Annotated in this window: 20 protein-coding genes and 1 pseudogene; 10 read left to right on the top strand and 11 right to left on the bottom strand. The window is 44.4% G+C overall.

Features of this window, described 5'->3' with window-relative positions:
- The first annotated feature begins 88 nt into the window (after nucleotides 1-88).
- From BT_RS08665 to BT_RS08655, 3 genes are all read left to right on the top strand, one after another.
- A complete protein-coding gene (locus BT_RS08665; RefSeq protein ID WP_011107948.1) occupies nucleotides 89-910 on the top strand; it encodes a glycosyltransferase family 2 protein in 822 nt (273 codons plus the stop codon).
- A gap of 28 nt (nucleotides 911-938) precedes the next feature.
- Complete coding sequence (locus BT_RS08660) at nucleotides 939-1,565, top strand: sugar transferase (RefSeq protein ID WP_011107947.1); 627 nt, start codon at nucleotides 939-941, stop codon at nucleotides 1,563-1,565.
- A 135-nt stretch (nucleotides 1,566-1,700) separates the two neighbouring features.
- Nucleotides 1,701-1,994, top strand: a complete 294-nt coding sequence (locus BT_RS08655; protein ID WP_008767829.1) for a nucleotidyltransferase family protein — start codon at nucleotides 1,701-1,703, stop codon at nucleotides 1,992-1,994.
- An 88-nt stretch (nucleotides 1,995-2,082) separates the two neighbouring features.
- Here BT_RS08655 and BT_RS08650 read toward each other — a convergent pair whose 3' ends face one another.
- The 3 genes from BT_RS08650 to BT_RS08640 all read right to left on the bottom strand — a co-directional run bounded on the left by BT_RS08650 (nucleotide 2,083) and on the right by BT_RS08640 (nucleotide 3,195).
- Nucleotides 2,083-2,496 carry an N-acetylmuramoyl-L-alanine amidase gene (locus tag BT_RS08650; protein WP_008767830.1) on the bottom strand — a complete coding sequence of 138 codons (414 nt, stop codon included), beginning with the start codon at nucleotides 2,494-2,496 and terminating at the stop codon, nucleotides 2,083-2,085.
- A 4-nt stretch (nucleotides 2,497-2,500) separates the two neighbouring features.
- A complete protein-coding gene (locus tag BT_RS08645; protein ID WP_008767884.1) occupies nucleotides 2,501-2,605 on the bottom strand; it encodes a smalltalk protein in 105 nt (34 codons plus the stop codon).
- Between the two features lie 89 nt (nucleotides 2,606-2,694).
- Nucleotides 2,695-3,195: a DNA-binding protein gene (locus BT_RS08640; protein WP_011107946.1), complete on the bottom strand. Its 501-nt coding sequence runs from the start codon at nucleotides 3,193-3,195 to the stop codon at nucleotides 2,695-2,697.
- A gap of 219 nt (nucleotides 3,196-3,414) precedes the next feature.
- On the opposite strand from BT_RS08640, the gene BT_RS08635 reads away from it, so the two are divergent.
- A complete protein-coding gene (locus BT_RS08635) occupies nucleotides 3,415-3,633 on the top strand; it encodes a DUF4248 domain-containing protein (protein WP_008763347.1) in 219 nt (72 codons plus the stop codon).
- A gap of 219 nt (nucleotides 3,634-3,852) precedes the next feature.
- Here BT_RS08635 and BT_RS08630 read toward each other — a convergent pair whose 3' ends face one another.
- Together BT_RS08630 and BT_RS08625 are read right to left on the bottom strand one after the other, a co-directional pair.
- Entirely contained in the window at nucleotides 3,853-5,691 is a 1,839-nt protein-coding gene (locus BT_RS08630; protein ID WP_011107945.1) for a DUF3987 domain-containing protein, read from the bottom strand.
- Nucleotides 5,692-5,757: 66 nt separating this feature from the next.
- Nucleotides 5,758-6,384: a BT4734/BF3469 family protein gene (locus BT_RS08625; RefSeq protein WP_008767834.1), complete on the bottom strand. Its 627-nt coding sequence runs from the start codon at nucleotides 6,382-6,384 to the stop codon at nucleotides 5,758-5,760.
- A 153-nt stretch (nucleotides 6,385-6,537) separates the two neighbouring features.
- Between BT_RS08625 and BT_RS24345 the strand changes: the two genes are divergently transcribed.
- From BT_RS24345 to BT_RS08605, 5 genes and pseudogenes are all read left to right on the top strand, one after another.
- Nucleotides 6,538-6,687 (top strand): hypothetical protein, encoded by a 150-nt coding sequence (locus tag BT_RS24345; RefSeq protein ID WP_008767835.1) that lies wholly within the window; start codon nucleotides 6,538-6,540, stop codon nucleotides 6,685-6,687.
- Between the two features lie 164 nt (nucleotides 6,688-6,851).
- A pseudogene (locus BT_RS08620) lies at nucleotides 6,852-8,415 on the top strand (ATP-binding protein).
- A gap of 275 nt (nucleotides 8,416-8,690) precedes the next feature.
- On the top strand, nucleotides 8,691-8,951 hold the full coding sequence (locus BT_RS08615; protein ID WP_008763353.1) for an OadG family protein: 261 nt from the start codon (nucleotides 8,691-8,693) through the stop codon (nucleotides 8,949-8,951).
- Between the two features lie 28 nt (nucleotides 8,952-8,979).
- A complete protein-coding gene (locus tag BT_RS08610) occupies nucleotides 8,980-10,809 on the top strand; it encodes a pyruvate carboxylase subunit B (RefSeq protein ID WP_008763354.1) in 1,830 nt (609 codons plus the stop codon).
- Nucleotides 10,809-12,044 carry a sodium ion-translocating decarboxylase subunit beta gene (locus BT_RS08605; protein WP_008763355.1) on the top strand — a complete coding sequence of 412 codons (1,236 nt, stop codon included), beginning with the start codon at nucleotides 10,809-10,811 and terminating at the stop codon, nucleotides 12,042-12,044. Before BT_RS08610 ends, BT_RS08605 begins: the two co-directional genes overlap by 1 nt.
- Nucleotides 12,045-12,159: 115 nt before the next feature.
- Here BT_RS08605 and BT_RS08600 read toward each other — a convergent pair whose 3' ends face one another.
- The 4 genes from BT_RS08600 to BT_RS08585 form a co-directional block, all read right to left on the bottom strand.
- The gene (locus BT_RS08600) at nucleotides 12,160-13,431 is read right to left on the bottom strand and encodes a TolC family protein (protein WP_032813712.1); all 1,272 of its coding nucleotides are present in this window, start codon (nucleotides 13,429-13,431) and stop codon (nucleotides 12,160-12,162) included.
- Nucleotides 13,432-13,482: 51 nt separating this feature from the next.
- On the bottom strand, nucleotides 13,483-16,521 hold the full coding sequence (locus BT_RS08595; protein WP_008763357.1) for an efflux RND transporter permease subunit: 3,039 nt from the start codon (nucleotides 16,519-16,521) through the stop codon (nucleotides 13,483-13,485).
- On the bottom strand, nucleotides 16,518-17,570 hold the full coding sequence (locus BT_RS08590; protein WP_011107941.1) for an efflux RND transporter periplasmic adaptor subunit: 1,053 nt from the start codon (nucleotides 17,568-17,570) through the stop codon (nucleotides 16,518-16,520). Before BT_RS08590 ends, BT_RS08595 begins: the two co-directional genes overlap by 4 nt.
- A gap of 645 nt (nucleotides 17,571-18,215) precedes the next feature.
- The gene (locus tag BT_RS08585; protein ID WP_005678397.1) at nucleotides 18,216-18,470 is read right to left on the bottom strand and encodes a type B 50S ribosomal protein L31; all 255 of its coding nucleotides are present in this window, start codon (nucleotides 18,468-18,470) and stop codon (nucleotides 18,216-18,218) included.
- 400 nt (nucleotides 18,471-18,870) lie between these two features.
- Between BT_RS08585 and BT_RS08580 the strand changes: the two genes are divergently transcribed.
- Entirely contained in the window at nucleotides 18,871-19,875 is a 1,005-nt protein-coding gene (locus tag BT_RS08580) for a class II fructose-bisphosphate aldolase (protein WP_008763359.1), read from the top strand.
- A 79-nt stretch (nucleotides 19,876-19,954) separates the two neighbouring features.
- Here the strand turns inward: BT_RS08580 and BT_RS08575 are convergent, their stop codons facing one another.
- Together BT_RS08575 and BT_RS08570 are read right to left on the bottom strand one after the other, a co-directional pair.
- Nucleotides 19,955-21,289 carry a tetratricopeptide repeat protein gene (locus BT_RS08575; RefSeq protein ID WP_011107940.1) on the bottom strand — a complete coding sequence of 445 codons (1,335 nt, stop codon included), beginning with the start codon at nucleotides 21,287-21,289 and terminating at the stop codon, nucleotides 19,955-19,957.
- Nucleotides 21,290-21,463: 174 nt separating this feature from the next.
- Nucleotides 21,464-22,624: a sodium ion-translocating decarboxylase subunit beta gene (locus BT_RS08570; RefSeq protein WP_011107939.1), complete on the bottom strand. Its 1,161-nt coding sequence runs from the start codon at nucleotides 22,622-22,624 to the stop codon at nucleotides 21,464-21,466.
- Nucleotide 22,625 lies beyond the last annotated feature (1 nt).

Below are 22,625 nucleotides of genomic sequence, written 5' to 3'. Positions count from 1 at the left end.
ATCTAATTGGATGTTCTGAGAGTAATATATCCTAATTTTATCAATATCTGTTTCTTTGGATATTGTATCCATATGTAAATTTATCAAAATGTCAAAATTAATATTTTCAGTACTTATTTCTGTATATTATAATGAAAGTATTTCTTATTTTAAAAAGAGCTTAGATAGTATTTTATATCAGACTCTTTTACCTGCAGAGGTTGTTTTAGTCAAAGATGGGATTTTGACAGATGATTTAAATTGTATTGTCAAAGAGTATTCTCAAAAATATCCTATTTTGAAAGTGATTTCTTTGCCTGTTAATCAAGGACTTGGTAAAGCACTGAATGAAGGCTTAAAGCATTGCTCCTACGATCTAGTTGCCCGAATGGATACAGATGATATTGCCAAACCTGATCGTTTTGAGAAACAAATAAGGGTTTTTCAAGAGCATCCGGAATTAGATGTAGTAGGAGCATGGATCGATGAGTTTGAAGAAACTACTTCAAATATTATTTCTACAAGAAAGTTACCTGAGGTTCATGATGATATTTGTCAATTTGCAAAGAAGCGTAATCCGGAAAATCATCCGGTAATTATGTTTCGTAAGCAAGCTGTATTAGCAGCAGGTGGATATCAGCATTTCCCTCTTTTTGAGGATTACTATCTGTGGATACGTATGCTACAGAACGGTGCTAAATTTTACAATATCCAAGAGAGCTTATTATATTTTCGCTTTTCACCGGCTATGTTTAAACGGAGAGGCGGTTTAAAATATGTGACAACGGAACTACGTTTTCAAAATCAACTAAGAAATTTAGGATTCATAACTTCCTCTGAATATCTCTATAATGTCTTTATACGGGTGATTACTAGGATGATGCCCAACACTTTACGAGCTATCTTGTATAAAAAAGCTCTGAGAAAATAGTCTTTAACCAAACTATAATTAATAATTTATGGAACAACAAACAACTTTTATTCCCGACGGAATGAATGCTTTTGAGCGCAATGTAAAGCGAATTGGGGATTGCATTATTGCGGGCATATTACTGATTATTTTTTCTCCTTTATTTTTAATCTGTTATATAGCTGTGAAACGTGAAGATGGTGGTCCGGCTATTTTCAAACAGGAACGTATCGGTCGTTTCGGCCGTCCGTTTTATATTTATAAGTTCCGCAGTATGCGTTTGGATGCGGAAAAAATGGGTCCTGCGCTATATAGGGGTGGGAAAGATAAACGATTGACTAAAGTGGGTAAGTTTTTGCGTGAACATCATTTGGATGAATTGCCGCAACTTTGGAATGTCTTCTGCGGGCAGATGGCTTTTATTGGTCCACGTCCGGAGCGTAAGTATTTCATTGATCAAATAATGGAACACGATGCTCGTTACGTATTTTTGTATCAGATACGACCGGGTGTTACTTCGTATGCTACGTTATACAATGGGTACACGGATACGATGGATAAAATGTTGCGTCGTCTTCGCTATGATTTGTTTTATTTGCAGCATCGCTCATGGTGGTTTGATTTTAAGATCTTGGTGAAGACATTTATAAATATTTGTTTTGGCAAGAAGTTTTAGCAGAGAAAATTGTTGTATTTATAGTGAAACACCGTTGTTGAATACGAAGAAGTTGGTAATGGGCAGAAAAAAGCAATATCTCTTTGATTATTGAAGGAAAATTTCTTTCTTTGTAATAGACTAAAAGTATCTATTATGTTAAGTACTATAGAATATCTATCCCTTCTTCGTAAATACATGCGGGAGAATGCTGTTAAATATGGTATATCTCGTATGGGAATATTTGGCTCAGTAGCTCGTGGTGAGCAACATGACGGTAGTGATGTTGATATATGCGTGGAGATAGATAGGCCTTCTATATTTACTTTAGTTCATATTAAGGAAGAATTGGAAAAACTGTTTAAATGTCCTGTAGATGTAGTTAGATTGCGGAATAACATGGATGAATTGTTGAGAAACTGTATAAATAAAGACGGGATCTATGTGTAGAAAACAAATCAAAAATGATTTGCCCCAATTGAAAGAAATACTGGAACAAATCATTGATGAGTTTGATAAGTGTGATTGACCTCCTCTTTTACAACTCCTTATATTCCTCTACACACCGAAAACACGGACATTCTTTCATCGGATTCAAATCATGATGCCCTACTATCAACGCTTTTGGAAACCTCTTTCGTAACTCACGAATTAAGGCTAACAACGATCCCCGTTGCTCTAGCGTACGTGTATCCTTAGTCCGTCCGTCAGCATCCAGTCCTCCTTCGTAACAGATTCCTATAGAATGTGCGTTATGATTCCGGCAATGTGCTCCGACCTTTTCTAACGGTCGTCCCGGATGTATTTCCCCATCACGTGTGATGTAGAAATGGTAACCGATGTCACGGAATCCCCGATGTCGGATATGATCCTGTCGGCAAGCCTCCGCCGAGAGGGATTTTCCCTCTGGCGTGGCACTGCAATGAATGATAATCAGTGTGATGGTCCGCATAAGTTTACATACAGCTTTGTACTCCTATCAAACCACCTACAGCAGTAGCGACAGTGATGATTACTTTGATAATGAAACTCCATACGGATCGTGATGATGAATTACTCATAGGTTTTGATTTTAAATGAAAAAAATATTGATTTTTAATGAGTCTTTAGCCGTGATAAGCTAAAGACTTTGCGGGGTTCAGGTTATGACTTAAACAGTCGGGTCCGGTGCTTCTTCGTCTCCTTCGTCCGGATTAGGTTTTGGATCGGGAGTGTTGCCTGAACCGGAACCTCCTCCTCCGGGCGTTGTCGGTTTCTGATACTCCGCCTGCTGCTTCAATTGGCTGTCGAGCTTCAGATTGGTCGTTGATAAGTTTCCAGTGGCACGTGCTTTGAGCCGCATACCTGTGATGTTCTTCTCCAGCGAGAACTCTTCCAGCGTTTCGGCAGCCTTGCTGCGGATTCCTACACCGAAGATGGCTAGATCATCAATTTTCACACTTTTGCCGTCGAGCAGCAGTTCCTTGATGCAGTCCACCATATCAGTGAGCACGCCTTTGATCACCCCACTGGAATACGGTGAATTGTGTTTCGACATGTGTTCGGCAAGTTTGGCAAGGTCGAATGTCTCGTCGCTTACCGCCCGGGCGAACCATTTGCCGGCATTCAAGCCTTTTTTCTGTTGGTTCTGATAAATTTTGTAACGAATCATAAAATAATAATTTTAAAGAGTTAAACATACTTTCGTGAGGATTTCTCCCTTTCGATGACACAAAGATAGTATGCTGTAACTCGGAAGAATCGGTTGTGTACAGTGAGAGTCGGTAATGTGCAATTGTTGTCAGTTATAGTCTGTTATTCCCTGATAAAACGTAGGTAATGTGAATATATTTTGTTACTTTTGTGACAGTAAAACAGAAACTTATTTGTCATGATAGAATTCAAAATACGTGCTTATGGTCGTATGGAACTGGCACAGCTTTATTCTCCCGAACTTACTGGCATTGCCGCTTACCGCAAAATGAATAAATGGATTGTCCGCTGTCCCGGTCTTCAGGAACGCCTGTCCGATTTAGGTTATCAGCCGCAGCACCGTTCTTACACTCCGCTGGAGGTAAGGGTGATTGTGGATGCATTGGGAGAACCATGAGCAGGTAATAAGTATTAGGTAACAGGTAATAAGTGTTGTAGACTGCGAGGGGCGTTTTGTATTAGCTAAAGCTAAGCTTTAGAGGCCATAAAGCACCGCTTTAGAAGTCGTAAAGCATAGCTTTAGCCAATACAAAACGCTATACTCTGATTTTCATAAAGAAACGATAAAAGACGATGTTATCAACAGGTACAGTAGGTACACTTTTCCGGCCCTTCCCTAACACACGCACACGCGTGCGTGCGCGTAAGTACCTTTACCGTCAAGATTGACAATCAGTCCCTGTTTTACCAGTCGTTTCAGCCAGGTGAGGGCAGTGTTGGGCTTGATTCCCATAGTCGTAGCCTGCTCCAACAACTGTGCACGGGTAAATTGGATACCCAGTGCCTCAAAGAATGCGTCACGGTCGGCATTGGCCCTATGGCTGACTTCTGAAGGAGGAAGGAAAGACAAGATATGCGTGGCATGCTGATAGAGTGGTTTCACAAGGTTCAACACAGCCTTAAAATCTTTGGGAGTGATCGTCATATCCCACCGGGTAATGATACCGTCTTTGATATTATCAGTGGCGATTTCCTTGTCCGGTGTAAGCAGGGGATGAGAAGATGCCTGGTATTGATACGGCTGAGGATTTTCAAGAGCACGAAGCATGGCCACTACTGACATGATACGGCAGATGTTGACAGCCATTCGGGCGATGGAACTGTTCATTTCTCTGCCATTGGCAATCGTTGACCGGGTGAACAGTTCGGAAAAGAGATCATTGAACTCCTGTTTCTGTTCATCCGTGAGCCGGAGTGTGTGGAGACCATGTTCCTTGAGTAAGTTCAAGAGCTTTTTCCATTCCAGACCAATGGAGGTGAAGATGGCTTCCAGGTCCGTTTCGTTCTCGTCAAACTGATTGATCCATTGATAGATACCGTGCATATAATAGAACAGCTGGCGTGAAAAAAGTCCGTTCTCTACTGAAGGAATGAGTGGTTTCACCTGTGCGGGTGTCCCCGAAAGCAAGAGAGAGAGGTAACTTTTCTTGTTTTCCCGGTACTCCTGATTGGTACGTCGGTTGTATGCTAACCAGTCATGGTCGAATGCTCTGCGAAGCGTCTCACTCCAGTGACCGTATTCCGAACCGATGGCGGTAGAGATCGTATCCGCCTCGGTTTCGCAGATGAGGCCTGTTCCGTTGTTATCCATAATATTTTGAAGGATACCGGTACCGGTATTGTTGCCGGAGATGAGGAACATTCTGTTTAAAGGTATTTCGGGGATTTCCGCTTTGGCACGCTCTTTGCCCATCATTTCGTAGGCGACTTTTGCCTTTTTGTAGACATTCATCTCTTTTTCAACTTGTTGGCGGATATCATCGTGGATAGGCATAACGAGCAGGCGGATGAGTGATAGTACTCCCTTGCCCGAGGCTGCCGGAGCTACAATGAAGGATTGCATGCAGGGCGATTGGTATTTGCCGGCATAATGACATCTCACGTATCGTTCCATGGTGGCACCCAGGGCAGTCAATGCTCCGAGCAAGAGTACGTCTTTTTGAGTGGCGGTAGTGCCATAACTTATGATACGTAGCAGTAGCTTCGGCCAGTCTTCTAAGGTGAAAGTAGGTAATGGGTGATGCGGGTCGCTGCCTTCCAGCAGTTCTTCTGATTCACTCTTTTCTTCTTCTACTTTATTATATACGTGCGCGTGTGTGGAAAAATTGTGCGGTGAACTTTCTGTACCTACTGTACCCGTCCGGTTGTTCATAACTTCCTTCCGGTCTTCCCTGCAGATTTTTACTCCTGTCGATTCAGCGAGGTGAAATGCCGTTCCGAGATGTATTGCTCCCTGCTGTTTCGTGAGTGCATTGGAAAACATTCGTTCGGCATGGGCGGATTGATACTTGGCGGAAATCCGGCACAGGCGATGAAAAAACTCCCGTCCTGCTTCACCACAGTCCGTTGCGATGGCGAATGCTAATTGTACGTACTCGGCGTAAGTGGGTGCAATGTCGGCACCTGCTGTTTCGACTGCTTCGGTGAGGAGGCGTAAAGATTCAATATCGGTCATTTTTTGATAATTGACAATTGACAAATGATAATTGACAATTGAAGTTTGATCATTCGTGATTATAATTTAATATTCTCTGAATAGTGCTTGTGGGTCATGGCTGAGGAAGCAGGCTCTTACGATGTCTTTGCCGGAGGTGTCTACGGCTTTTTGAACTGTTTCGATGGAGTTGTTCATTTCTGATCCGTAGGTCATTTCTACGTATTCCATTGCCCAGCTCATACTCTCTCTTACATTACGGCTCTGATCGTCTGTGTACAGGTTGCTGTAAGGTACGAATGTTTTCACACCCCGGTTGCTGGGACTGATAAATGCGAGTACAGGGTGGAGAAAAGGATCGTCGAACAGTGTACGACGCATTTCTACGGCTTTCTGATAGGAGTCGAGGTTATCTATATCTACCACTACGAGTCCGGAAGGAGATGCGAAGAATTTACTGTTCCGGCGGATGAATGTGCCGCACGGAGTCACGTATGGCAGCAAGGATGTTTTCGCCATTCGTATATCTTCGGCGCTGCGCACCTGTTCGGTCAGTGCTTTGAGATTTTCATTGCAGGTGATCATCTGATATACTTGCTCTACTGAGACTTCGCAGAAGGGAGTGAGAGTGGCGGGTGTAACGGTTTGTCCTTGTTCGTTCCTGATGGGAGCAATCGGGGGCATGAAATAAGACATTCTGAAAAAGTTTTGCATAGAATACTTCTATTAGGACGTTTAATAAATGACTTTGACTTTCAAAGCATGGTGCGAAAGTAAGACAAATAAAATAAGTCGAGTTCAGATATGTCTGAAGTAGTGTGAAAATGTTTAATATATAAGACGTGTTTTTAACTAATAATAAGAAAAATGGAAAATAAAATCGTGCATCCTAAACTCGGTGAGTTTATTGAAAAGGTGCTTAAAGTAGCACATGTGAATCTTTCAAAAATGTGTCAAGAGATACATATGGGACCTGCTACTTACCAAAAGGTAAAAAAGGGGAAGAAAAAGCTCTGATTCATTATGAGCGTATTCTTGAATATTATTATAGGACTCGCACCGAAGAAGAGTTTTTGGAGAAAGTGAATGAGTGGGCAAAACTTTATATTCGATATAAGAAGGAGAAGAATGACATTTGAATATTGGAATTTTTTAGTAGCTTTGTGAAAAAGAAAGTTGTTATGGAAGATTTGCAGAGATTATATCCTATAGGGATACAGACATTTTCTAAGATTCGTGAGGGAAATTTCCTCTATGTAGATAAGACAGAATACGTTTACCGGATGACGCATTCTGCTTCCAGTTATATGTTCCTGAGCCGTCCGCGTCGTTTTGGTAAATCATTGTTAACCTCTACGTTGCATAGCTATTTCTCCGGTCGTGAAGAACTGTTTCGTGGATTGGCGATGGAGAAGCTGGAGAAAGAATGGATACAGTATCCGGTTCTGCACTTCGATATGAGTATGGCCAAGCACGTGGACAAAGATAAACTGATGAATCTTTTAGACTTCATGCTAACAGAACACGAACGTACACTAGGGATTGATGCAGCAGGTACAGACCCTAATTTGCGCCTGACTAATCTGATAAAACGTGCTTATGAACAGACTGGCAGGAAGGTCGTGGTCCTTATTGATGAATATGACGCTCCTTTGCTGGATGTGGTACACGAACGGGAGAACTTGGGGGTATTGCGTGACGTTATGCGTAACTTCTATAGTCCGTTGAAAGCCTGTGATCCTTATTTGCGCTATGTGTTTCTTACAGGTATCACTAAATTCTCACAGCTCAGCATTTTCAGTGAACTCAATAACATCAAAAATATCAGCATGGATGAACCTTATGCTGCCATTTGTGGCATAACGGAGAATGAGATACTTACCCAAATGAAAGAAGATGTGGATAGGATGGCTGTCAAATTGAATATTACTGCGGAGGAAGTACTGGCTAAGTTGAAAGAGAATTATGACGGCTATCATTTCACTTATCCATCGCCCGACATCTATAATCCATTCAGTCTGCTCAATGCTTTTGCAGATGGGAAATTTAATTCTTATTGGTTTGGTAGCGGCACTCCTACCTATCTGATAAAGATGCTGGATAAGTTTGGAGTAGAGCCTTCTGAAATAGGAAATAAATTGGCGGCGGTCGAAGAATTTGATGCTCCCACTGAAACGATGAGTAGCATTACTCCATTGCTGTATCAAAGCGGCTATGTCACTATCAAGGATTACGATAAGGAATTGGAACTATATACGTTGGATATTCCTAATAAAGAGGTGAGGGTGGGATTGATGCGAAGCTTGTTGCCTTATTATGTAACCAATGACACACGTGAGGCGACGAACATGGTGGCTTTTATTTCCCGTGATATCCGGTAAAGGTGATATGGACGCGGCATTACGGCGTTTGCAAACCTTTCTGTCTACTATACCTCAATGCGATCATACAAAGTACGAAGGTCATTACCAGCAGGTATTCTATATCATATTCAGCTTGCTGGGATACTATGTGGATGTCGAAGTACGTACTTCCCGTGGTCGTGTGGATGTAGTGTTGCGTACTGAGGCCACATTATATGTGATGGAATTGAAACTGGATAAGAATGCGACAGTTGCTATGGAACAGATAAATTTAAAGAATTATCCGGAACGCTTTGCTCTATGTGGACTGCCAGTGGTGAAGGTGGCTGTTAATTTTGATAGTGAAAGTGGCACACTGGGGGATTGGATGATTGAAAAATAGAGATTGATAAGTGAATATAAAAAGTGTAAGGACGAAGGCCATTTTCTTTAATTATCAGATTAATAACATTTTAATAACTCCCTAAAATAAAAAGAGCCCCTCAAGGGGCTTTTCCTTTGTCTTTTTAATAGACATGCAAAGAATAATGTGTTTTTTCTTATTGTAACCTTACGATTTATACTTTTTTATTCCTCTCTTAATTAATTTTATCACAAATATTTGGTATTTTCGGACGCTTTTTGGACAAACGACTTGAATTACTAATAGTTTATTATATGGAAAATATCGAAACAGCGATCCTGCTGATGGTGGTCGGCATGGCTACCGTATTTGTTATTCTGCTGATTGTGATTTATTTAGGTAAGTTACTGATTACTCTTGTCAACAAGTATGCTCCCGAAGAAGTGGTTCCTGCGAAGAAGGAAGCGCCACAAGGTCCTGCGCCTATTCCGGGTAATATAATGGCGGCTATCACAGCAGCTGTGAATGTGGTGACATTAGGAAAAGGAAAGATTACAAAAGTAGAAAAGTTATAAACCTATCAAAAGTATATCATAGAAAAACATGAAAAGAGAAGTTAAGTTTAGTCTGGTTTTCCGAGATATGTGGCAATCTGCCGGAAAATATGTACCTCGTGTAGACCAACTCGTAAAGGTAGCTCCTGCCATCATTGAAATGGGCTGTTTCGCCCGTGTAGAAACAAATGGCGGAGGTTTTGAACAAGTGAATTTATTGTTTGGTGAAAACCCGAATAGAGCCGTGCGCGAATGGACGAAGCCGTTCCACGAAGCCGGCATACAGACACACATGCTCGACCGTGCATTGAACGGACTCCGTATGAGCCCCGTTCCGGCAGACGTCCGCAAGTTGTTCTACAAAGTTAAGAAAGCACAAGGCACAGATATCACCCGTACATTCTGCGGATTGAACGACGTACGCAATATCGCTCCTTCCATCACGTATGCCAAAGAGGCAGGCATGATCTCACAGTGTTCACTCTGCATCACCCATTCGCCGATCCACACGGTAGAGTACTACACCAATATGGCGTTAGAACTTATCAAGCTGGGGGCGGACGAGATTTGCATCAAAGACATGGCAGGTATCGGTCGCCCCGTTTCATTGGGCAAGATCGTGGCCAATATCAAAGCGGCACATCCTGAAATTCCTATTCAGTATCATAGTCATGCCGGTCCCGGTTTCAACATGGCAAGCATCCTCGAAGTATGCGAAGCCGGTTGCGACTACATTGACGTAGGTATGGAACCGCTTTCATGGGGTACGGGACACGCCGATCTTCTCAGTGTACAGGCTATGCTGAAAGATGCCGGATATCAGGTACCGGAAATCAATATGGAAGCCTACATGAAAGTGCGTGCGCTGATTCAAGAATTTATGGATGACTTCCTCGGCTTGTATATCAGTCCGAAGAACCGTCTGATGAACTCGCTGCTGATCGGTCCGGGACTTCCTGGCGGTATGATGGGTAGTCTGATGGCTGACCTCGAATCGAATCTGGAATCTATCAACAAGTATAAAGCCAAACATAACCTGCCGTTTATGACACAGGATCAGCTGCTGATCAAGCTATTCAACGAAGTGGCGTATGTATGGCCCCGCGTCGGTTATCCTCCATTGGTAACTCCGTTCAGCCAGTACGTGAAGAACCTTGCCATGATGAATGTGATGGCAATGGAAAAAGGCAAGGAACGCTGGGGAATGATTGCCGACGATATCTGGGATATGCTGCTGGGTAAAGCAGGACGCCTGCCGGGTACACTGGCTCCCGAAATCATCGAGAAAGCCGAACGTGAAGGACGTAAATTCTTCGAAGGTAATCCGCAGGACAATTACCCTGACTCACTCGACAAGTATCGCAAGCTGATGAAGGAAAACAAATGGGAAGTGGGAGAGGACGACGAAGAACTCTTCGAATATGCCATGCATCCGGCTCAGTATGAGGCTTACAAGAGTGGAAAAGCGAAGGAAGACTTCCTGGCAGACGTGGCAAAACGTCGTGCCGAGAAAGATAAATCGCCGGAAGAAGATGCAAAACCAAAAACACTGACTGTACAGGTGGACGGACAGGCTTATCGTGTGACGGTAGCATACGGAGATGCCGAACTGCCTGCTGCACCTGTAGCTGCAGCTCCGGCAGGAGAGGGCAAAGATGTTCTTTCTCCGCTGGAAGGTAAATTCTTCCTGGTGAAGAATGCGCAGGAATCTGCCTTGAAAGTTGGCGATGCGGTGAAAGAGGGCGATGTGCTTTGTTATGTGGAAGCAATGAAGACTTACAACGCTATCCGTGCCGAATTTAGCGGTACGATAACTGCTATCTGCGCTAATCCGGGAGACACTGTTTCAGAAGATGATGTATTAATGAAGATAGGATAATGAACGAGATATTTGAGAACTTATATGACATGACTGCGTTCAGCAATATCATTGCCGAACCGCAGTTTCTGATAATGTATGCCATCGCGTTCGTCCTGCTTTATCTGGGGATTAAGAAACAGTACGAACCGCTGCTGCTTGTTCCGATTGCTTTCGGTGTGTTGCTTGCCAACTTCCCCGGAGGAGATATGGGAGTGATACAGGCAGACGAGAATGGTATGGTGATGATAAACGGTGTGATGAAGAATATCTGGGAAATGCCTTTGCATGACATTGCGCATGAACTGGGAATTATGAACTTCATCTATTATATGCTGATCAAGACCGGTTTCCTGCCTCCGATCATCTTTATGGGGGTCGGTGCGTTGACGGACTTCGGACCGATGTTGCGTAATCTGCATCTTTCCATCTTTGGAGCTGCTGCACAGTTAGGTATCTTTACTGTTCTGCTGGTAGCCATCCTGATGGGATTCACTCCGCAAGAAGCTGCTTCACTGGGTATTATCGGTGGTGCGGACGGACCGACAGCCATCTTTACAACGATCAAGCTGGCTCCGCATTTGCTGGGTCCGATCGCTATTGCCGCTTATTCTTATATGGCACTGGTGCCTGTGATCATTCCGTTGGTAGTGAAGCTGTTCTGTACTAAGAAAGAACTGAGCATCAACATGAAGGAACAGGAAAAGAAATATCCTTCGAAGACGGAAATCAAGAATCTGCGTGTACTGAAGATTATTTTCCCGATTGTAGTGACTACGATTGTAGCTCTCTTCGTCCCAAGTGCAGTACCTTTGATCGGTATGCTGATGTTCGGTAATCTGGTGAAAGAAATCGGAAGCAATACTTTCCGTCTGTTCGACGCTGCTTCCAACAGTATCATGAATGCTGCTACTATCTTCCTCGGACTTTCGGTAGGTGCAACCATGACGGCTGAAGCCTTCTTGAACTGGACGACAATCGGTATTGTCATCGGTGGTTTCCTTGCATTTGCTCTTTCTATTACCGGTGGTATCTTCTTTGTGAAGTTAGTGAATCTATTCTCCAAGAAGAAGATTAATCCGCTGATCGGAGCGACCGGACTGAGCGCTGTTCCGATGGCAAGCCGTGTGGCGAATGAGATTGCGTTGAAATACGATCCGAAGAATCATGTATTGCAGTATTGTATGGCAAGTAACATCTCAGGGGTAATCGGCTCGGCAGTAGCTGCGGGTGTACTGATCTCCTTCCTTGCATAATAAAAAGAACAACCAATAAAAATTAGGCACGGATTACGCGGATAAACACGGTTTTTAGTTACTCAACTCTTAAAACCGTGAAATCCGTGTCATCCGTGCCTAATTTTGTTTTTATCTATTCGCTGGTCACCTTCTTGTATTCAGCCACAGCCATCTTCTCTGCCAGATAAGCATTGATCAGATTGGTGTGTGCTTGCGTCCATGACAACTGGGCGGAAAGTACATCTACCATGCTCGCTTTTCCTTCATTGTAGGAGAAAGTGGCCAGATCCAGATTCTCATTTGCCAGACTCATGTTTTCTTTCGCTGTTTTCACCTGAGATTCTGTTTCCGTCAGTTTGGTGAGAGCTGCCGACAGTTCTTCGTTGATATTGTCCGTCATATAACTCTGTTGCAACTTTTGTATTCCGATATATGCCTTCTGCTGTCGGTTCGTCTTGAAACGGGCTCCCCAGCGGAAAATGGGAATATTCAGATTGACTCCTACGATGGGATTAAAAGATACGTCGTATCCCAAGTTGGGTGTGGCCGTTGCCCAGCCACCGCTGAAATACATGTTTAATTGGGGATTGAACTGGCTGAGAGCCGCTTTACGTTGTGCCTGGCTCTTCATGATGTTTACTTCCGTACTGGCATAATCGGCACGTCGTTGCAAAACATCTTCCAGAGGCAGTATCCGGACAGGAGCGGAGATCATTCCGATGTTGTACAGGCTGTCTACAGGAGTATTCGGTGCTTCTCCCATCAGAATATTCAGCTGTTGCAGCGCTAATGTATAATTCTGGCGGGCTTTGATATACTGCAGTTCCGCTTCTTTCAGCCGGGTGGAAATCATCAGAAGATCTGTACGGCTGATCATTCCGTCATCGAAACGGTCCTGAATAATGTCATATTGCTGTTTGACAATGCTCTGGTATTTGTCGGCTGCTTGTAGCATGGCTTTTGAAGCGGAGGCATTCCAGTAGACAGCATCACTTTGATAGTGAATCTGGTCTAACGTGAGTTCCTCGTTCAGCTGGTTCAGCTTTTCGTCTGCCTTCGCTATCTGATGTTGGGCATTGAGCGCACCGCCTGTGTAGAGTGGCTGTGATACGACAAATACTCCCTGGTAGGTATGGTTGCGGTATTCGCCCACCGGTTCGTTCCATGCGCTAAGGTCGCTCATGTTCAGGGTACCGTCTGCATTTACGTCGATTTTCGGCAGGAAACCTGTATGGGCTATCTTTCGCGCCTCCGAACTGGCCAATGTCTTTAGTTTTTGTTGTTTCAATATCTGGCTGTAAGCCTCCACTTTTTCGCGGTAGGCGTCCTGACTCAGGCAGGGCTGTTGCGCCCAGGCTGTGGAGCCAAGGAGCAACAGTGAAAATAGTATGAGTTGGGTTTTCATTTCTTTCATGGATAATCTTTTAATGGATAATGGATAGTTGATAATGGATAATTATTGCTCTCCTTTGATCCGGTGGATGGCGCAATAGGCTACAGGAAGGACGAATAGTGTCAATGCCGAGGCTACTAACAGTCCGCCCATGATGGTGGCGGCCATTCCGCCGAACATGGCGTCGAACAGTAGCGGCAACATACCCAGAATCGTTGTTCCGGAGGCCATCGCTACCGGAATGATGCGACTGGTTGTGGCACTGATGACTGCGTCCAGCGGTTTTTTGCCTGCTGCTGTTTCCAAATCGATTTGGTCTACCAGTACGATAGCGTTCTTGATGTTCATACCAATCAGACCTAGCAGACCCAATATGGAGAAGAAGTCGAACGACTTGCCGAGTACGAGCAGTCCCAACACGATACCGATGAAGATCAGCGGCAGCATTAACAGGATGACGGTCGGCTTGCGATACGTCTTGAACAAGAAGAGCAGCGTCACAAACATCAGGAAGAATGTCAGCGGTAAGTTTTTGGCCAGCGCTTCATTCGATTCCACCTGACTTTCCTGTTCGCCGAAATACTTCATGGTATATCCTTCCGGTATTTTTATCTCTTGCTGTACTTGCGACCATACCTGGTTGAAAGCGGAAATCGCATTGGTTCCGCGACGCGGGTCGCATTGTGCCATCATCACCATCTGCCGGTTATAGTCTTTCACGTTCGAGAACCGGTACTGGAAGTCAAATTCAGATACTACCTGTTCCAGGCTGGTCGTCTCGTTGCCTGTCCCGAATACGGGCAGTGTGCGCAGATCATTGATCCGGAATGAATCCAGCTGGTTATTTTTCAATAGGATAGGAAGTACCTGATCTCCCTGCCGGTATTCTCCCAAAGTCATTCCTGTGGTACCGATCTGAATGCTCTGTGCCATTCCCTGTCGGGATACACCCAGCGGTTGTGCCCGTTCCGGGCTGTAAACCGGTTTCCAGACGGGTATCTTGTTTCCCCACGAATTGCGGATATTAATTAAATCCGGATTCTGGTGCATAATGGCTATTGCCTGATTGGTAAGTGATACAAGCGTATCCACATTCGGACCGATAAAGCCGATTTCGATAGCCGCATCCACTGCGGGGGACAGTTTGAACAAGCTGGTCCGTGTGATTGCACTCGGATAATTGGCTTTCATATATCCGTCAAAATCTTCTTCGTATTCTTTCGTATATTTACTGTCTGTCAGTTCGACGAGTACATTGGCAAAATTCGGTTTCGGACCTACGGAAGTGGAGGCAAGGTAATACCTTAGCGGGGTGCTGCCGAATGTGATGGATACCTTTTTTACTTCCGGCTGCTTCGCCAGGTGCTCTTCTACCGATTTCATCTCTTTCACTACGTCATTGATGCTGTATCCGTCCGGATAGAATACATCCGCCCGGAAATAAGGCTTATCGAGCGACGGGAAGAAGTTCTGCGGCATCGTTCCCATAATAATGAGCGAGATGATGAAGAGGATCACCATGGATACCAGTGTCACTGCTTTCTTGCGGATCAATACTCCGAGAACGGAAGCGAACTTATGATAGAACGGCTTGTCGTATGGATCTTTCGTGCTGTCGCCTGTTTTGGCTTTCAGAATGAAATTTCCGAATACGGTAGTCTGCGTCAGGGCAAGTACCCAGCTCAGTCCTAGTGAAATGGCAAGTACCACAAACAGCGGTTTTACGATTTCCGCTACAGCAGAGGGAGCAAGGTAAAGCGGCAGGAAGGAGCAGATGGCAATGAAAGTTGCTCCGAGCAAGCCCCATTGTGGTCCGGTTGCTCCGTCTATCAGGGCTTTCCGTCGGTTTACACCTCGGGCAATGGCTATTTGGGCGTTGTCCGTCACTACGATGGCGTTGTCCACCAGCATACCCATGGCGATGATAAATCCTGCCAGAGACGTTCTGTTGAGTCCGACGCCGAAGAAAGACATGATGAGCAGTGTACCTCCGATAGAGAAAATCAGCGAAGAGCCGATGAGCAGACCGGCACGGAGCCCCATCACCAGCATGATAATGACAATCACGATCAGGATGGATTCGATCAGGTTGATGATAAATCCGTTGTTGGCTTCGTTGGCGATCTCGTTTTCGAGGTAGAGGCTTTGCAGTTCCAGTCCCACAGGCATGAGGGGGAGGAGCTCGTTCAGTTTTACTTTTACGTTCTCACCCGTCTGCACTACATCTCTTTGCGGGTCGGTGGAAACACCGATGCCGATAGCCCGTTTCCCGTTCACATGCATGATGTTGGATGGAGGGTCGAGATAACCTTTCTCGATCACGGCTATGTCGCCCAGTTTCACCTGTCCGGCTTTGGTGGTGATTACCTGGTTGCGGATATCGTCTATGTTGGCATACATTCCGTTGGCTGTCACCCGTAACTGCTGTACGCCTGCACGGATTTCTCCGGTGTTGATAATCTGGTTCTGCGATTGCAGCAGGTTGGCCAGCTGTTTGGGATCGATCCCCATTCCCACCAGTTTGTTGGTAGAAACGAAGATGTTGACTACTTCCGTCTGTACGCCAAACAGCGCTACTTTCATCACGCCGTCTGCTGTGACAACCTGCGTCTTGATCCGTTCCGCCCAGTTGCGCATTTCCTCATAGGTGAAGCCGTCATCTGCCGTCAGTCCATAATAAATGCCGAATACGTCGCCGAAATCATCGGAGACGGTCGGGGTGGAAGCACCGCTGGGCAGCTGCGGTTGAATATTGAGCACTTTGCGTCGCAGTTCGTCCCATTTCTGAGGGATGGAACTGGCGGAAAGTGAAGGTTGCAGTTCGAACGTGATTTTGGAGAGCCCGTACATGGACTCTGATTTTATCTTGTACACGCCGCTCATACTTTGTATCTCACGGGAGATAGGCTCTGTGATCAGCCGTTCTACTTCTGCCGGTTCGGCTCCCGGATAGCGTGTCATGATGACCGCTGATTTGATAACGAAGGGGGCATCTTCTTTCTTACCCAGCTTTCCGAAGGAGGTAATACCTCCAATCAGCAGTACGGCAAGGAAGAAATAGATGATCTTCGTGTTATCCAGTGAATATTTTGCTAAATTCATTTGTCTATTGATTTAATACTTTCTCCTTCTACCAACTGGTATACTCCTGCTATGACGATTTGTTCTCCGGGTTTCAGTCCTTCGGACACGAGTACTTGCGCCTCTCCTGTGGGGGCATTGACGACGATTTTGCGTTTGTGCACTTTGTTGTCCTCTACTACCCAGACATACATGTTGTTTCCGTCACTTTCGCCGAAAACAGCACTGAGCGGGATGATTGTCCAGCTATCCTGCACCAATGGGCCTACATCGGCTGTGAAACGGATGCTGCAAGTGAAGCCGGGCTTCACGGCATATAAGTCCCGGTCGAATGAAGGGTCGTCGATAGTGATGCTGACCGGAATACCCGTTCCTTCGGTGGATATGTCCAGATATTCCTCCAGTCTCGCCTTGAACACATGGCCCTTGAAGGTATCAAACTCTACAAGGAAACGGGGATCTTTGGCACGGAGGAGATAAAGATATGCATCCGGTATGGTGAACTTGATACGCAGGTTCTGTGTGTTGACCAGTTGTACGATCCCTTCTCCTGAATTGACACGCTGGTAGTTCTCCACCAACCGCTTCTCGATAGAACCGTCGAAAGGGGCCGTCAGTTTGGTGTCACGCATGTTGTTGCTGGACAGTTCGTACTCCGATTTTGCTTTCTGATAATTGGAAAGGCTGATTTCATACTCCTGCACGGAGATCGCTTGCCGGGAGAGCAGGCGCTTGTTGCGTTCCACTTGTGCGGAAGCTGTTTCGTAGGCAGACTTGGTGGCAGCATACTGCAATGCGATATCTCTGGGATCGATAGCTGCAATCAGTTGCCCTTTTTTCACTTTCTCTCCTTCGATAACAGGCAGGCTGATGATCTGTCCGCTGACGCGGAATGCCAGTTTGACATACTCCACTGCTTCTACAATGCCGGAGAAGTCTTTTCTGATTACTGACCTTGATTCGACAATAGTTGTCTTAACAGGTCGGGTGGCGGGTACCGTCATCTCTTTTTTTTGCCCGCAGCCTTGAAATAGGATGGCTGCGAGTGCAATCACATAGATATTTTTCATAAGTCGTTCATTGTTTGGGAAGTAAACAATTTAATACTTGACTATGTTCAGTAGAGACGGGTATATTAGAAATGTGAAATTAGTATCAACATTAAAGGAAAATGATTGTTTATAGATAAAAAATGCCTTTTCTGTTGATTTTATCAGAGATTATTCCCACTTTTGCACCGCACTAGTATTACAGTCGCGGAATGCGATATGAGAATTTAATTCTCGAATTTAAGCTACGAGCATGTGGGAATATGCTCGTGGCTTCCTTAGATATACGGTTCTGTCCCCCGTGTGGAGCGTTAATGCGCCCACTGTATCTCATCCCTCGTGGACTGTAATATGTAGTGCAACGGGTCAGCAGGACCGTCTTTTTTGCCTGCTGAATATTATTATATATAATAGGAAGTATTTCTCCTGAATAGTACTATTTAATAAACCATCATTTTTCAGGAGATCAGACAATATAATGGTATGGTATATTCCCTTAACTATACCATTTTTATATTACCTGGTAATAGTTCCCCTTAGCCAGTTAATATACGGACCGCACTACTCTGTGAAGAATGGTGCGGTCCTTTAGTTTATCTATGAAACGAAAAAGAGGAAATTTCCAACCGGAAATCTCCTCTTTTTTCATCTTAACGAAAGATTGAATTATTTCTTCTTACGGTCACCGTAACGGCTCATGAACTTATCAACGCGACCTGCAGTATCTACCAATGTAGATTTACCTGTATAGAACGGGTGAGAAGTGTTAGAGATTTCAATCTTCAGCAACGGATAAGTTTCACCTTCGAATTCGATGGTTTCTTTAGTTGCTACAGTTGATTTAGACAAAAACATATCACCATTTGACATATCTTTGAATACTACCGGACGGTATGATTCTGGATGAAGGCCTTTTTTCATTTCAGTATCTGTTTTTTTAATTTATATTCTGTTACTATTTTGGTAAGAAATAGTGTAATGGTCATTTTCAGAGCGCAAAGATAGCACATTTCTCCGGAATAGAAAAAACTTTGCTGAAAAAACTTCTGTGAATTATGCTATTTCTATGAATTATATGATTGGCACGAAAAGAATGTCTTGTGCTTTTTATGGTATAATACCTGTTTTGGGATAGAACCTTTCAGCCGTTTATTTGCTAGGTGGACATTACAATCTAATGTCAGACCCGCTTACGGATGAATATTTGCTGATCGATTTAAACCTTTTTCTATTATATTTTTCTTTCCGATGCTCGTTATTCGGTGGATAATGCTTACTTTTGCGTAGAATTTTAATTCACTAACAATAAACTTTAAACAAAATGGTTAATTACAAAGACTTAGGATTGGTAAACACAAGAGACATGTTTGCTAAGGCTATTAAGGGTGGATACGCTATCCCAGCATTCAACTTCAACAATATGGAACAGATGCAGGCTATCATCAAGGCTGCAGTAGAAACAAAATCTCCGGTGATTCTTCAGGTTTCTAAAGGTGCTCGTCAGTATGCTAACGCTACTTTGTTGCGTTACATGGCTCAGGGTGCTGTAGAGTACGCAAAAGAATTAGGTTGCGCACATCCTGAAATCGTTCTTCACCTTGACCACGGAGATACTTTTGAAACTTGCAAATCTTGCATCGATTCAGGTTTCTCTTCAGTTATGATCGATGGTTCTCATCTTCCTTACGAAGAAAACGTTGCTTTGACTAAGAAGGTGGTTGAATACGCTCATCAGTTCGACGTAACAGTTGAAGGTGAACTTGGTGTATTGGCAGGTGTAGAAGATGAAGTTTCTTCTGACCACCACACATACACTGACCCTGAAGAAGTAATCGATTTCGCTACTCGTACAGGTTGTGACTCATTGGCTATCTCTATCGGTACTTCTCACGGTGCTTACAAGTTTACTCCGGAACAGTGCCACATCGATCCGGCTACCGGTCGTATGGTTCCTCCTCCATTGGCTTTCGAAGTATTGGATGCTGTAATGGAAAAACTTCCGGGATTCCCTATCGTACTTCACGGATCATCTTCAGTTCCTGAAGAAGAAGTTGAAACAATCAACAAGTTTGGTGGTGCTCTGAAAGCTGCTATCGGTATTCCTGAAGAAGAATTGCGTAAAGCTGCCAAGTCTGCTGTTTGCAAAATCAACATCGACTCAGACTCTCGTCTGGCTATGACTGCTGCTATCCGTAAGACTTTCGCTGAAAAACCTGCTGAATTCGACCCACGTAAGTATCTTGGTCCGGCTCGTGACAACATGGAAAAACTGTACAAGCACAAAATCCTTAATGTGCTGGGTTCAGACAACAAATTGGCTGAATAATCACAGATTATCCTATTATATAGAAAGGCTGCAATCGTTTGACGGTTGCAGCCTTTTTTACGTAATATCCTTTATCTGCTTATTCCGGTTTCTGAGCGGGCACATTTCCTCCCAAGAAGAAATCTTCTATCTTTTGCTTACTTTGAATGTCTTTCAGCCAGTTGGCTGCAGCATTATAATAATTCTTAGTGCCTAAAACGAGTTCGCCTCGTTCGTTTAGTTTCGCTTCTTCTTCCTTATCTTCTTTCGGGCGTGTTTTTAAGAATGCTTCCAGACAGCGTTCGGTATTTTTCTTGTCTTTCAGCGAATAGAAATAAATGAAAGCCATATCATAGAGCAGCTTATGATTTTGTTTATCGTATTTCCGGTAGCGTTCTCTGATCGATTCAATCTGCTCTTTAGGCATCTGTGCCATTTTGTAGCAGTCGGTCATGCCAATATAGAGCCGTACCATATTACTGTCTTTGGGAATAGTCAGATCAAGCGCTTTTTCGAGATACTCTACGCCTAACTTCTTCCATGAAGTCTTGGCGCAGGCACGGCCGAGATAATAAAGCAGGTTTACGTTTTCAGGATCATGTTTTCGGGCGGCTTCCAGAAAGTCATGTGCTTCGTAATATTTCTCTTCCGCATAATAGCTGATACCCAGATAATAACAGGTATGAAAAGAACTGTCGCCCTGGCTCACCAGGTATTCATAACGCTGGATAGCGGTAGGATAATCCTTATTCAGACAATATGCCAGTGCATTCTGACGGTTGACAGCGATATTGGTGGTATCAGTCTGCCGATATTTCTCCGTGGCTTCAATTGCTTCGTTGAAATAAGAACCGGCTATGTTCAGTGCGGCGAGCTTGGCGGCGGCAAGATAGTCGTCGGGGTATTTCTCCTGTATATTATAGTAGCACCCCGTGGCGGGGAGAAGCTCTCCCATACCTTCGAAACTTTGGGCCTGCAGATGCAAGGCGATGGCGGAACTGTCTTTCTCTGTCATCAGACTACTTTCTCCTAAAGCATCCTGAAACTTCTGTAAAGAGAGCAGTAGTCCGATGTATTGAATACGCACATATTTGTTTTCCGGATTCAGATCAAGTGCCTGTTCATAATATTTCAGTGCCTGTTGGTATTTGGCCAATGAACGGCAGCATTCGGCTGCTTCGATATATGCACGGGTATTGGCAGTATCATTGGCTATGATTTCCTGATAAGTGGAAAGTGCTTCTGTATTCATCCCAAGTCCCCGTTGTGCTTTACCTTTTTGCAAGAGTAGGGGAATTGTCGGCTTTTCTTTGGCAATGAGAGTGAGAGCTGCCTCGTAATCGTAGTTTGCTATTGCTTCCTGAACATGATTGATGCGCTGCGCCATCACCAGGGTGGTGGTACAAAGGAAGGCGAGGAGAATAATCCGTTTCATAAATATTTATTTTAGTGTGTCGTAACAAAGACGCAAGATGCTAAAAAATATCGTATTTACGAATTATTCGTAGCCTTTTTGGAATAGATTAACGGAATGATAAGAGAAGATAACATAATGATAAGTGCGGATATTGCATCTAAAACAGCAATATCCGCACCTAATATTTTGTCCCTACATTAAGAATCCTAACAGGATACCGGCAGCAACAGCCGAACCGATTACACCTGCTACGTTCGGACCCATAGCGTGCATCAGCAAGTAGTTGGTAGGATCATATTCCAGACCGACAACTTGTGAGATACGTGCAGAGTCGGGAACGGCAGATACACCTGCATTACCGATCAACGGATTGATCTTATTGCCCTTCTTGAGGAAGAGGTTGAAGATCTTAACGAAGATCACACCTGATGCAGTAGCAATAATAAATGACAAAGCACCGAGGGCGAAGATCTTGATGGAGTCGAGTGTCAGGAACTCAGAAGCCTGAGTAGAAGCACCTACTGTCAAACCTAACAGGATAGTGATAACGTCAATCAGCGGACCGCTGGCTGTGTTAGCCAGACGGCGGGTTACACCACTTTCTTTCAACAGGTTACCGAAGAACAGCATACCCAACAGAGGCAGACCGGAAGGAACTAGGAAGCAGGTCAGCAACAGACCGATAATCGGGAAAATCACTTTCTCTGTATGAGAAACGGCACGTGGCGGTTTCATACGGATAACGCGTTCGTGTTTGGTGGTGAGCAGACGCATGATAGGCGGCTGTATCACCGGAACTAACGCCATATAGGAGTAGGCGGATACCGCAATGGCTCCCATTAAGTTAGGTGCCAGCTTGGACGAAAGGAAGATAGCCGTCGGACCATCTGCTCCACCGATGATACCGATAGCACCGGCCTGCATCGGGTCAAATCCCATTTCCAATGCGATCATGTATGCACCGAAGATACCAAACTGGGCAGCCGCACCGATCAGCATCAGCTTCGGATTGGAGATTAGCGCCGAGAAGTCTGTCATGGCACCGATACCTAAGAAGATGAGCGGTGGATACCAGCCGGACGTTACTCCCTGATACAATATGTTCAATACAGAACCTTCTTCATATATACCGACTTTTAGTCCGGCGTCCATATTGAAAGGTATATTACCGATCAGAATACCGAATCCGATAGGAATTAACAACATCGGCTCGAACTCTTTGGCTACAGCTAAGTAAATAAAGCCTAAACCGATAATGATCATAGCAATATGTCCACCTGTCGCGTTGGCAAATCCCGTGTAGGTCCAGAAATCGGCAAGGTTATTTCCTAAAAAGTTAATAAAATCTCCCATA

Origin of the sequence: Bacteroides thetaiotaomicron VPI-5482 (genome assembly GCF_000011065.1) — a bacterium.
GTDB classification, from domain to species: Bacteria; Bacteroidota; Bacteroidia; order Bacteroidales; family Bacteroidaceae; genus Bacteroides; species Bacteroides thetaiotaomicron.
The sequence above is the reverse complement of the archived record's forward strand: the minus strand, read 5'-3'. Positions and strand labels throughout refer to the sequence as shown.